The 12,212-nt window shown below is 62.5% G+C and carries 11 protein-coding genes; 4 read left to right on the top strand and 7 right to left on the bottom strand.

Annotation, left to right across the window (positions count from 1 at the left end; translation table 11 throughout):
• Positions 1 to 17: 17 nt before the first annotated feature.
• The 4 genes from So717_RS16315 to So717_RS16300 all read right to left on the bottom strand — a co-directional run bounded on the left by So717_RS16315 (position 18) and on the right by So717_RS16300 (position 4,995).
• Complete coding sequence (locus tag So717_RS16315; RefSeq protein WP_159979226.1) at positions 18 to 227, bottom strand: hypothetical protein; 210 nt, start codon at positions 225 to 227, stop codon at positions 18 to 20.
• 158 nt (positions 228 to 385) lie between these two features.
• Positions 386 to 1,261 carry a 50S ribosomal protein L11 methyltransferase gene (locus So717_RS16310; RefSeq protein WP_159979224.1) on the bottom strand — a complete coding sequence of 292 codons (876 nt, stop codon included), beginning with the start codon at positions 1,259 to 1,261 and terminating at the stop codon, positions 386 to 388.
• A 172-nt stretch (positions 1,262 to 1,433) separates the two neighbouring features.
• On the bottom strand, positions 1,434 to 2,666 hold the full coding sequence (locus So717_RS16305) for an MFS transporter (RefSeq protein WP_159979222.1): 1,233 nt from the start codon (positions 2,664 to 2,666) through the stop codon (positions 1,434 to 1,436).
• 133 nt (positions 2,667 to 2,799) lie between these two features.
• A complete protein-coding gene (locus So717_RS16300; protein ID WP_159979220.1) occupies positions 2,800 to 4,995 on the bottom strand; it encodes a primosomal protein N' in 2,196 nt (731 codons plus the stop codon).
• A gap of 118 nt (positions 4,996 to 5,113) precedes the next feature.
• On the opposite strand from So717_RS16300, the gene fsa reads away from it, so the two are divergent.
• The 4 genes from fsa (at position 5,114) to So717_RS16280 (ending at position 8,312) form a co-directional block, all read left to right on the top strand.
• A complete protein-coding gene (fsa, locus tag So717_RS16295; RefSeq protein WP_159979218.1) occupies positions 5,114 to 5,767 on the top strand; it encodes a fructose-6-phosphate aldolase in 654 nt (217 codons plus the stop codon).
• Between the two features lie 155 nt (positions 5,768 to 5,922).
• A complete protein-coding gene (locus tag So717_RS16290; RefSeq protein ID WP_159979216.1) occupies positions 5,923 to 6,606 on the top strand; it encodes a DUF484 family protein in 684 nt (227 codons plus the stop codon).
• On the top strand, positions 6,603 to 7,523 hold the full coding sequence (locus So717_RS16285; protein ID WP_159979214.1) for a tyrosine recombinase XerC: 921 nt from the start codon (positions 6,603 to 6,605) through the stop codon (positions 7,521 to 7,523). Before So717_RS16290 ends, So717_RS16285 begins: the two co-directional genes overlap by 4 nt.
• An 84-nt stretch (positions 7,524 to 7,607) precedes the next feature.
• Complete coding sequence (locus So717_RS16280; RefSeq protein WP_159979212.1) at positions 7,608 to 8,312, top strand: CDP-alcohol phosphatidyltransferase family protein; 705 nt, start codon at positions 7,608 to 7,610, stop codon at positions 8,310 to 8,312.
• Positions 8,313 to 8,397: 85 nt separating this feature from the next.
• On the opposite strand, the gene So717_RS16275 is transcribed toward So717_RS16280, so the two are convergent.
• Genes So717_RS16275 through ileS form a run of 3 tightly spaced genes read right to left on the bottom strand, consistent with a single transcriptional unit; the run spans position 8,398 to position 12,111 of the window.
• Positions 8,398 to 8,853, bottom strand: a complete 456-nt coding sequence (locus tag So717_RS16275; RefSeq protein ID WP_159979210.1) for a methylated-DNA--[protein]-cysteine S-methyltransferase — start codon at positions 8,851 to 8,853, stop codon at positions 8,398 to 8,400.
• Complete coding sequence (locus So717_RS16270) at positions 8,804 to 9,166, bottom strand: DUF3253 domain-containing protein (protein WP_438810663.1); 363 nt, start codon at positions 9,164 to 9,166, stop codon at positions 8,804 to 8,806. The genes So717_RS16275 and So717_RS16270 overlap by 50 nt, the downstream gene beginning before the upstream one ends.
• Positions 9,145 to 12,111: an isoleucine--tRNA ligase gene (ileS, locus tag So717_RS16265; RefSeq protein ID WP_159979208.1), complete on the bottom strand. Its 2,967-nt coding sequence runs from the start codon at positions 12,109 to 12,111 to the stop codon at positions 9,145 to 9,147. Before ileS ends, So717_RS16270 begins: the two co-directional genes overlap by 22 nt.
• Positions 12,112 to 12,212: the final 101 nt, after the last annotated feature.

The raw sequence follows: 12,212 nt of genomic DNA, 5'->3' as shown, positions 1-12,212 counted from the left end.
GCCCGCGCGAACTGCGATCAGAGCGCCCGACCCGCCGCCATCCGCCGGTTTTCCGCCCGCGTCCGCGACAGCACATCGGGCTGCACAACCCGGGCGTTCGCCCATTCAGCCACCGGCCCCGAGCGCAGCGCCTCAATCCTCATGTCGCCAGACCCAGTCGAAAACATCGGCAGAGACTTCAAGAGCACCACGCCCGCCGCCAGAAGCAGCGGCAGTCGCAGATCCATTCTGCCGCGCCTTCGATTGCAGCGTCTCGATCCTGGGTGCGCTTCGATGTGAGCATCATTTGGCATCACAAATTCCTGCGGATCAGGCCGCAACCCAACCCGCGAGAAATGGCCGCAAACTTGTCTAAAATCCAACGAAACATCCACAAATATGCGGATTATGGCGAATCTCGCACTAGGGTGAGCGTCGTCCAGTCAACAATCTCTTCCCGGTGCTGCAGATGGATGCCGTTCCCGGCATAGATCGCAATCACCTCATCAGCCTGCTCATTCAGGATGCCCGAGAGAATGGCATATCCGCCGGGCTGCAGGTGGCGCGCCACATCCGGCGCCAGCGCCACAAGCGGCCCCTTTAGAATATTCGCAAAGATCAGATCGAACGGGCTGGCTGCAAACAGATCGGGATGGTCAAAACCCGCCGCCTCGACACAGCGCACCCGCCCCTGCAACCCGTTGGCCACCACATTGCTGTTGGCCACGTCAACCGCCACCTCGTCGATGTCGCTGGCCAGAACGGCATTTGGCCAGACCCGCGCTGCTGCCATGGCCAGCACAGCCGTCCCACAGCCGATGTCAACCACGTTCCGGGCGAGGACACCCTGCTCCAGCAGCCGGTTCAAAGCCTGCAGACAGCCCAGCGTCGTGCCGTGATGCCCAGTGCCAAAGGCCATTGCCGCCTCGATCAACAGCGGCTGGGCCTCGTGCGGTACTTGATCCGCATCGTGGCTGCCATAGACAAAGAAGCGACCGGCCTGCACCGGAGCGAGCTCACGCCGCACATGCGCCACCCAGTCGGTTTCGGGAAGTTCAGACACGACGAAGGGCCTGGCACCCATCGCCGCCGCCAGCAGCGCCAGTGCAGCCTCGTCCGGGTGTTCGGTGAAATAGCCACCAACCTCCCAAAGGCCCGACCCATCTTCGACCTCGAAGACACCAATGCCTGTGGGCTCCGGGGTCATCCGCTCCATCGCGCTGCCGAGACGCTCGGCAGCGGCCTTTCCGGGCAGGGTTGTCAGGGCGGTAAAGGTCGGCATCGGCAGCTCCGGTATCTGTCTCGCAGCGGTTAGGGTGGCGGTGTCCGAAGGTCAAGGCCTGCACCGGTCAAGGCGAGGCAGAGCTATGGGATGCCGAAGCAAGATGCCAACACAACGAAAACACCTGCGGGCCTCACGAAGGCGTCGTGCCACCTCCGCCGATGCGTCCTGCCTATTCTGCGGGCGCCGCCATGCTACCCGCAAAAACGGTCTCATGCCCCGGCTCCGGGTGCCGCGGGATCATCAGCGCAAGGATCAGCGAAATGCCGGCCATACAGGCCGCCACAAGGAACACCGCCGCAGGTGAAGCCAGCCACAGCAGACCCAGCGGCAAGGGCAGCGCCACCGCAGCAATATGGTTGATCGTGAAGGCCACAGCGGCCGTGGGCGCCATATCGCCCGGGTCACCTACCTTCTGGAAATAAGTCTTCAGCGCCAGCGCAAGTCCAAAGAAAATATGATCCAGCACATAAAGAGCCGCCGCAATCGCAAAACCCCAGTCGAGGTAGTAGACCCCGGCGTAAGCCACAAAGACACAAACCAGCCCCGCATATTCAAACACCAGCGCATTGCGCTCTCCAAAGCGCGCGACGATCCGGCCAAGGAAAGGCGCCACCACAATGTTGATCACCAGATTGATCAGGTAGAGCCCGGCAATCTCATGCACTTCGAACCCGAATTTCTCCACCATCATCCAGCCCGCGAAGATCATGAAAATCTGCCGCCGTCCGCCCGCCATGAACTGCAGCGCATAATAGAGCCAATACCGTTTGCGCAGCACCATCGTCTTGGTCTGCGGATGCGGCGCCTCGAATTTCGGATAGGCCAGCATCGCAAACAGCGCAATGACCAGACACAGCCCGCCACCCACCATGTAGAGCGTGTTGTAGCTGAGCGCGAACGGCTTCCAGAGCAGCAGGATCACGACATAGACACAAAACGTCGCGGCCGACCCGGCAGACAGCAACCAACCCAGCGTCTGCGGCGCGCGGTCTTTTGGCAGCCATTGCAACTGCAGCGACTGGTTTACCGTCTCATAGTAGTGAAAGCCGATGGAGCTCAGGATCGTCAGCACCATGATCCCGCCATAGAACGGGAACTGGGCTGTCAAAGCCGTAGCAAGCCCCAAGAGCGCCAGCGAAGCCAGGCCCAGCCATTGCTCTCTGAATAACAGCAGCAGCAGGATGACCCCAACCGCCAGAAACCCCGGTATCTCGCGCAGAAAATGCAGCGCCGAGATGTCAAACCCATCGAAATGCGCCACGTCTTTGACAAAATTGTTCAGCAGTGCATTCCACGTTGAAAACCCCAGGGGCATCGCCACCGCCATCAGAAACAGCAAAGCGATAGGCCGCCGCCACAGCGGCAGCATCTGCGCGTTTTGAAGTGTCACAACTCGGGCCATAGCCGACCCTTAGGCCTTTTCCGGGGCCTTGACGACCCGCAAAAACGCACAAGTGCCCTGCATCCCGCTTCTTCTGGCTCCAAATACCCCCGCCGGAGGCCGTCACGCGCCGCAGGCGCGGGACACTCAAAAATCAATAAAAACTCTGCGGGTCGATATCCACCGCCAGCCGCAGATCTCCCTTGATCCGCAGCTGATCCACCCAACGCGCCAGCGCCTGTTGCAGAGGCGCGGATTTCTCAGCCTTCACCAACAGCCGCACCCGGTGCCGCCCGCGCACCCGCGCAATCGGCGCCGGTGCGGGGCCAAAGACCTGCGCACCGATGGAGCGCAACGGCCCATCCTGCCGCGCCAGCAAATTGCCCGCATCGAACACCTGCGCCACATCCGTGCCGCTTAAAATAATCCCTGCCATGCGACCGTAAGGCGGCACACCGGCCGCTTCTCGCTCGCGCGCCTCCGCAGCCCAGAACCGTTCCTCGTCGCCCGCCAGAATGGCGCGGATCACCGGGTGCTCGGGCTGATAGGTCTGCATCAGCGCGGCCCCCGGTTTCTCGGCCCGCCCAGCCCGGCCCGCCACCTGCCGCATGAGCTGAAACGTCCGCTCGGCGGCACGCAGGTCCGACCCCTGCAGCCCCAAATCGGCATCGATGACACCCACAAGCGTCAGCTTGGGAAAGTTGTGGCCCTTGGCCACCAGCTGCGTGCCGATGATCACATCCGCAGCCCCCTCGGCGATCCCTTCGATTTCCGCCTTCAATGCGCGGGCGGAGCCGTACATGTCCGAGCTTAGCGTCGCGATCCGCGCCTCCGGAAACAGCGCCGCCGCCTCCTCGCCCAACCGCTCGACCCCCGGCCCGACAGCCGCGAGTTTCCCCTCGACCTCGCAGGCGGGGCAAACCTCCGGCATCGGTTTTGTCTCGCCACATTGGTGGCAGACCAGCCGCTTGAGAAACCGGTGCTCGACCATGCGTGCGTCACAGTGATCACAGCCGATCTGATGCCCGCAGGCGCGGCAGAGCGTGATCGGCGCATAGCCGCGCCGGTTGATGAAAAGCAGCGATTGCTCCCCAGCCCCCAGCCGCGCCTCGACTTCGCGCTGCAAGACCGCAGAGATCCAGCGGTTGGACGGCAGTTGCTCCGCCCGCATGTCAATCGCCCGCATCTCGGGCATGACCGCCGGACCAAAGCGCGAGTTCAGTTCCAACCGTTTGTATTTGCCAGCCTGCGCGTTGGCCCAGCTCTCCAACGAGGGCGTGGCTGAGGCCAGCACCACATGCGCCCCGCAGATCGATGCGCGCAGCACCGCCATATCGCGCGCATTGTAGAGCACCCCTTCCTCCTGCTTGTAGGAGGTGTCGTGCTCCTCATCGACAACAATCAGCCCGAGATTCTGAAACGGCAAAAACAGCGCCGAACGCGCCCCAATCACCAGTTGCGCATCGCCCTGCCCGACCATGCGCCAGATGCGCCGCCTTTCGGTCATGGTCGCCCCCGAATGCCACTCGGCGGGCTTCGTGCCAAACCGCGCCTGCACCCGGGTCAGGAACTCCGCCGTCAGCGCGATCTCGGGCAGCAACACCAGCGCCTGCCGCCCCGCCGACAGCGCCGCAGCCACCGCCTCAAGATAAACCTCCGTCTTGCCCGAGCCGGTGACCCCGCGCAGCAGCGTTGTGCCATAGCGCTCTGACCGCACCGCCTCGGCCAGTTGCGCCGCCCCTGCCGCCTGATCCTCCGTCAGCACCTTGCCGGGCCGTGACGGGTCCAGCCGGGGGTATGGCAGATCGCGGGGGCTTTCCTCCTCCACCACGGCGTTCTGCGCCACCAACCCCTTCACGACCGAGGTGCCAACCCCCGCCATCTCGGCCAGCTCCTTCAGCGTAAACGCCAGATCGCCATACTCTGCCAGCGCCTCCAACACCTTGCGCCGCGCCGCGGTCATCTTGTCGGGCTCTGACGGCCCGCGCCGATAGATCTTGCGCATCGAGGGTGGATCCCCCAGCCCCGGCGCGCGTGTGGCCAGCCGCAGCATCGCCGGCATCGGTGTCAGCGTGTAGTCGGCCGCGCGCTCCAGAAAGCTGCGCATCTCCGCGCGCATGGGTGCAGCCTCCAGCACGCGATAGGCCGCACGGATCTTCGACAGGTCATAGTCGCCACGCCCCGGCCCCCAGACAACCCCGATTACCTTGCGCGGGCCCAGCGGCACCTCGACAAAAGCGCCCAAGTGGCATCCCCCCTCAGGCGCGCGATAGTCCAGCGCCCGACCAAGCGGCTGGGTTGTCAGCACAGCGATCAGACCACCCTCGTCGTAGAATTCCGGCAGGTGCAAGGCGACGGTCCCTTAAAAACTGGCGCTTGAGGGTTTCAGCATCGCAGATCATGCGGTAAAGCCAAGCGCAAGACGGAAAGATGTTAGCGTTCACATACCTGCTGAAAGGAGCCGACCGATGAAATTCTTTGTCGACACCGCCGATACGCAAGCGATCTCGGACCTCAACGACCTGGGGATGGTCGATGGGGTGACCACCAACCCTTCGCTGATCCTGAAATCCGGCCGTGATATTCTGGAGGTCACCAAGGAAATCTGCGGCATCGTCAGCGGCCCTGTCAGTGCAGAAGTGGTCGCACTGGAAGCCGAAGCGATGATCGCCGAAGGCCGCAAGCTGGCTGAGATCGCGCCAAACATCACCGTGAAGCTGCCGCTGACATGGGACGGTCTGAAGGCCTGCAAAGTCCTGTCGGGCGAAGGCAAGATGGTCAATGTGACCTTGTGTTTCTCGGCCAATCAGGCGCTGTTGGCCGCAAAGGCGGGCGCCAGCTTCATCAGCCCCTTCATCGGGCGGCTGGATGACATCCACATCGATGGGATGGACCTGATCCAGGACATCCGCACGATCTATGACAACTTCGGGTTCGAGACGGAGATCCTGGCCGCCTCCATCCGCTCCGTAAACCATGTGCAGGACTCCGCCCTGATCGGCGCAGATGTCATCACCGCCCCCCCGGAAGTGATCAAGAAGCTGGCGGCGCACCCGCTCACGGACAAGGGGCTTGAGCAGTTCATGGCGGATTGGGCCAAGACGGGCCAAAAGATCCTCTGACACCCCCCCCGGTTGAGACACATGGTCCAGCGTCGCGCCCCCGGCGCTGGCACCCATTGGCAACACCTCGCCGGTGATCCGGCACGCCACCGATTTTCTCGCAGATATTCAAGGTGCCGCGTGGTATCTTGGAGAAAACCAAAAAAGAGAAAATCATGAGCAGTGAGCCTAAAATCAGCGACGCGGTGCGCGCAGCGATCCTGTCACAGCCCAATGTGATCCTGAATGACCCGGATGTCATGAACGCTCTGGTTGCCGCCAATGAGCGGGCCATGGGCAGCAATGTCGTCGACCTGCGCGGCATTGCGATGGATCGGATGGAAACCCGGCTGGACCAGTTGGAAGACACGCATCGGTCGGTGATCGCCGCAGCCTATGAAAACGTCGCAGGCACCCAGCAAATCCACCGCGCCATCCTGCGGTTGCTGGATCCCGCCGACCTCGACACAGTCCTCGACGATCTCGGCGGACCGGTGGCAGACATTCTGAGGGTGGATGCGGTCAGGCTGGTTCTTGAGACCGCTGACAACGCACCTGTGGCACTCCAGAACGATCATCTGGCGCTGGCGCCACAGGGCTTTGTGGCGGCCTATTTGGGACAAACGCAGCCGGGACCAAGCCGCGAGGTCACCCTGCGGCCGCCAGGGATCGGGGCGGCTGAAATCTATGGCCAGACCAGCATTGCGTCAGAGGCTTGTCTGGTGCTTGATCTCGGCATGCCGGGGCTGCTGTTGCTGGGATCCAAGGATGGGCAGATGTTCGGGCCTCAGCAGGGCACGGATCTGTTGGCGTTTCTTGGCGGTGTTGTGGAACGGGTGCTGCGCCGCTTGCTCCCATGAGCCTGATCAGCCCAGCGGCCGCCAGTGCGCTAAGCCTCTGGCTCGATCATCAGCGCGCACTAAAGGGCGCGGCACAGAACACCCTGACCGCCTATCAGAGCGATGTGGCCGATTTCCTCGCCTTCATCACCGAACACAAGGGGGAGCGCCAGGGGTTGGCCGCGCTGGCGCGCATTACGGTTACGGACATGCGCTCCTGGATGGCCGCAACACGTGCCCAGGGCGTGGCAGCCCGGTCTCTGGCGCGCAAGCTCTCAGCGGTTAAGGTCTTCTACCGCTGGCTGGCCGAACGCGAAGGCTTTGAGCCGACCGCAGTCCTCTCTGTACGCGCGCCGAAGTTCCAGAAGAAACTGCCGCGCCCATTGGCCGAAGACTCCGCGCGTGCCCTTATCGACACGCTGGAGTTCCAGACGCAGACGCCCTGGGTTGCTGCCCGAGATGTGGCGGTCGTGACCCTGCTCTGGGGCTGCGGGCTGCGCATCTCCGAAGCGCTGGGTCTGACAGGTGTCGACGCACCGCTGCCCGCCAGCCTTCGTATCGTTGGTAAAGGGGGCAAGGAGCGGGTGGTGCCGGTTGTGCCCATCGCGCGGGACGCGGTGGATGACTATCTGCGGATGTGTCCCTACTCGTTGGAGCCAGATCGCCCGCTGTTCCGCGGCGTGCGCGGCGGCGCGCTATCGCCCGGAGCCATTCAGAAAGCCATCGCCTCAGCACGGCTGCAGCTGGGTCTGCCAGCAAGTGCCACACCGCACGCGATGCGCCATAGTTTTGCGACACATTTGCTCGATGCGGGCGGCGACTTGCGGGCGATCCAGGAATTGCTGGGGCATGCGTCTCTCTCCACCACGCAAGCCTATACGGCGGTCGACACCAGCCGATTGATGGAAGTCTACAATCGCGCGCACCCCAAGGCCTGACCAGGTGTGGCCGTCGCAGGGCGGATGCAAAGTGACCCGGTTTTTCTTTTTGCATCCTGAGGAACCTTGCGGCATGAACAGGTCATGACACTGAGGTTACGCGCGCTTGGCGTGCATTTGTTCACGGCCACGGGCGCGGTGTTTGCCATGCTGGCAATGCTCGCAGCGGTCGACGAGAAGTGGGATCTGATGTTCCTGTGGCTTGTCGTGGCGTTTTTTGTCGATGGAATCGATGGTCCGCTTGCGCGCCACTATCACGTGAAGGTCAATGCACCGGAGTTCGACGGGGTCCTGCTTGATCTGATCATCGACTATCTCACCTACGTGTTCATCCCGGCCTTCGCGCTTTTTAAATCTGGACTGATGGATGGCTGGACCGGCTGGTTTGCTATCATCGTGATCACCTTTGCCTCGGCGCTCTATTTCGCGGACACACGAATGAAAACAAAGGACAATTCCTTCTCCGGATTCCCTGGGTGCTGGAACATGCTGGTGCTGGTGATCTTCGCACTGCAGCCGAATTTCTGGGTGTCGCTTGCGCTTGTCACGGCGCTGGCCATTGCGATGTTCCTACCGCTGAAATTCGTGCACCCGGTGCGCACTGAACGCTGGCGTATGGTGACCTTGCCGATGGCCCTCGCCTGGACTTTCTTTGCCGGATGGGCGGCCTGGGTCGATTTTCACCCGCAAAGCTGGGCGCATTGGGGGCTGGTTGTCACCTCAATCTATCTGGTCTTCGCCGGTTTGGCACAGCAGGCCTTCCCCATCCGAAACGACGGCGGGCTGTAGACGGCGGCGGCCTGAAAGCCCGCCGTACCTGCCGGGCACACCCGCCGCTGCAGGCAGGTGGGGCGGGCTTTCAGGCCGCCCTTGTCTAGATCAGCAACCCTGCGGCCCCTTCATGTCGCAAAAGTGCCACCTTGGTCTCGACACCACCGGCACCGGAGAACCCGGTCAGCCCCTTTGCCCCCATCACCCGGTGGCAGGGGACAATGATCGGGATCGGGTTGCCACCACAAGCCTGTCCAACGGCCTGAGGCATCGCCCCCAGATCGCGGGCAATATCACCATAAGTCACCGTCTCGCCAAAAGGAATCGCCCGCATTGCGGTACAGACATCTTGTTGGAAGGCGGAGCCCCGCACGTGCAAAGGCAGATCGAAGCGCTCGCGCGTGCCCGCGCAATACTCTGACACTTGCCGCGCAGCCTCCCTGAGCAGAACCGTTGGGGCACCGGCATCACTCCCGTTCCACCGCAGAGCTGTGATCGCCCCCTCCTCTTCAACGAGAACAAGACGACCAAACTGGGTATCGATGCTGAGACGTGGCATGCGTGCAGGATGGCCCGACGCACCTCAACCCGCAACCCGGAACCTGCTGCTCACGTTCAGGCAGCCCGATCCTCATAGGGCCACGGGCCGTCAACGCGCGGACCCTCGTGCCTTTTTGAGTGATCACAGCCTGCCCCTGATGTGCCAGATCAGAAGCGACGGCGCGCACATCGGGCATCAACGCACGCCAGGCCGCGGGTGCGAGGTCACGGGCCACCTCGGGCGGGCAGAGCGTTTTACCCGCTCCGCGCGCGCGCAAACGCGAGGACGGCCTGCGCGATGTCTTCGCGCTCAGCCAATCGCCGTATCGCACCGGGCGCAGACGCCCGGCACGCTATGGGCGCCCACATCTGGCAAAATCTTCCAGCAACGCGCACACTTCTCACCCTGCGCCTTAGCAAAGACCACTGCCACACCCGGCACCTCAGGCAGAGCAAAAGCCCCTTCGGGTGCCGCATCACCGCTCACCGCAATCTGCGAGGTGATACACAGATCCTCAAAGGGTAGCCCTGCAAGCGCAGCCCGCAGCGCGTCGTCCGCCACATACACCACGGGCGCCGCTTCCAGCGATGCCCCGATCACTTTTTCGGTCCTTTGCACCTCCAGCGCCGCCGTCACGACCCGGCGCACCGCCCGGACATCAGACCATTTCTCCGCCAAGTCCGGCGCGAGCCACGCCTCAGGCGTCTCCGGGAAATCCTGCAGGTGCACCGAGCTGCCGGCCTTAGGGAAGCGCTCCAACCAGACCTCTTCCATTGTAAACACGAGGATCGGGGCCAGCCATGTGGTCAGCCGGTGGAAGAGCAAGTCCAATACGCTGCGCGCGGAGCGCCGCGCCACCGTATCACCGTCGCAGTAGAGCGCATCCTTGCGGATATCGAAGTAAAACGCCGAGAGGTCGAGCGTGGCAAAGGTGAAGACCGCCTGCCACACGCCCTGAAAATCAAACCGCGCATAACGTGCGCGCACGTCGGCATCCAGTTCAGCCAACCGGTGCAGCACCCAACGCTCCAGCTCCGGCATCTGGCCTGGGTCCATCCGGTCGGCTTCCGTGAAATCGTTCAGCGAGCCCAGCATATAGCGCATGGTATTGCGCAGACGCCGATAGCTGTCGGCCACACCTTTCAGGATCTCATCGCCGATCCGCTGATCCGCCGTATAATCCGTCTGCGCCACCCAGAGCCGCAGGATATCCGCGCCGTATTGCTGCACGATCTTCTCGGGCACAATCGTGTTGCCGATGGATTTGGACATCTTCATGCCCTTGGCATCCAGCGTGAAGCCATGTGTCACCACGTTGCGATACGGCGCGCGCCCCGTTGTACCGACCGATTGCAGAAGCGAGGAATGGAACCAGCCACGGTGCTGATCGGTGCCTTCCATGTAGACATCTGCGATACCGTCCTCGGTGCCATCCGCGCGGTCACGCAGAGTGAAGGCATGGGTCGAGCCGCTATCGAACCAAACGTCCAGGATGTCCATCACCTGATCGTAGTCATTCGGGTTGACCACATTGCCAAGGAAACGCTCCTTCGCACCCTCCTCATACCAGGCATCCGCGCCTTCGGCCTCGAAAGCCTCGACGATCCGCGCGTTCACCTCTTCGTTGCGCAGCAGGAAGTCGTCATCCGTTGGCGGCGTGCCCTTCTTCGTAAAACACGTCAGCGGCACACCCCAGGCGCGCTGGCGGCTCAGCACCCAATCGGGACGCGCCTGCATCATCGAATGCAGCCGATTACGCCCGGACTTGGGCGTCCAGTTCACATTGTCGATCTCGGTCAGCGCGCGTTCCCGGATCGTGGTGCCATGCATGTCCTGCCCATCACCCACCGGTTTGTCGATGGCAGCAAACCACTGCGGCGTGTTGCGATAGATGACCGGCGCCTTGGAGCGCCAGGAATGCGGATAACTGTGCTTGATCTTGCCGCGTGCGAGCAGCCCGCCGACCTCAGCCAGCTTGTTGATGACGGCGGTGTTGGCATCCCCCTCCTTGCCCTTGCGGTTCAGGATATAGGTGCCGCCAAAGAAGGGCAGATCTTCGCGGAACATACCCTCGTCAGTCACATTGTAGGTGATGACCTGCTGCAACATACCCAAATCGCGATAGAGCTCATACTCCTCCATCCCATGGCTGGGTGCGCAATGCACGAAGCCCGTACCCTCGGTGTCGGTCACGAACTCGGCGGCCCGGAAATCGCGGATATCGTCCCACTCGCCATTGGACCCTTCGGCACTCGCGAGCGGGTGACGCAGACGCAAGTGGCTCAATTCCTCCGCTGTCACGTCCCGCAGACGGCGGTACATCGTCTCATCCAGACGCGCGCGGCCCAGCACATCCGCCGCCATGCTGTCGGCCAGCAGGTAACGGTCACCGATGCGCGCCCAGCACTCCTCCGGCCGCCCGGTGATCTCGTAGAGCCCATAGGAAATGTCCGAGCCATAGACGACGGCCTTATTCGACGGCATGGTCCAGGGCGTCGTGGTCCAGATCACCACATAGGCCCCATCGAGGTCCGACAGCGCCTGCAGCTGACCCACATCCCCCTCGACCGGCGGCGTGGTTTCATTGATCATCGCCTTGAACTTCACCCAGATTGTGAAGCTCTCCTTATCGTGATACTCGACCTCGGCTTCAGCAAGTGCTGTCTGTTCAACGGGCGACCACATCACGGGCTTCGAGCCCTGATAGAGCGTGCCGTTCATAAGGAACTTCATGAACTCCTCGGCGATCACCCGCTCCGCGTGGAAATCCATGGTCAGGTAGGGCTTGTCCCAATTGCCGGTCACCCCTAGCCGCTTGAACTCTTCGCGCTGCACGCCAACCCAGTGATCCGCAAACTGCCGACACTCGGCCCGGAACTCGTTGATCGGCACCTCGTCCTTGTTGCGGCCCTTCTGACGGTACTGCTCCTCGATCTTCCATTCGATGGGCAAACCGTGACAGTCCCAGCCGGGCACATAGCGGCTGTCGAAGCCCATCATCTGATGGCTGCGCACGATCATATCCTTGATCGTCTTGTTCAGCGCGTGGCCGATGTGCAGGTTGCCGTTGGCATAAGGAGGCCCGTCATGCAGCACAAAGCTCTCGCGGCCTTCCTTCTCGCGCAGCCGGTCATAAACCCCGATCTCCTCCCAGCGCTGCAGCCAGGCGGGCTCGCGTTTGGGCAGGCCCGCGCGCATTGGGAACTCCGTCTTCGGCAGGTTCAGCGTGGATTTATAGTCAAGTTTTTCAGTGGTGTCGGTGGTCTCGGCGCACATTGCGGGCGTCCTTCGGATATCATGTCACAAGTCAGGAAAAGCGGTCGGTGCGCGCATCGCAAACACCTTGGCCCGGCGTCTCATGGTCTCAGAGCGCCGGG

The sequence above is a fragment of the Roseobacter cerasinus genome (assembly GCF_009811755.1).
GTDB classification, from domain to species: domain Bacteria; phylum Pseudomonadota; class Alphaproteobacteria; order Rhodobacterales; family Rhodobacteraceae; genus Roseobacter; species Roseobacter cerasinus.
This window is presented reverse-complemented; position numbering and strand designations above follow the sequence as displayed.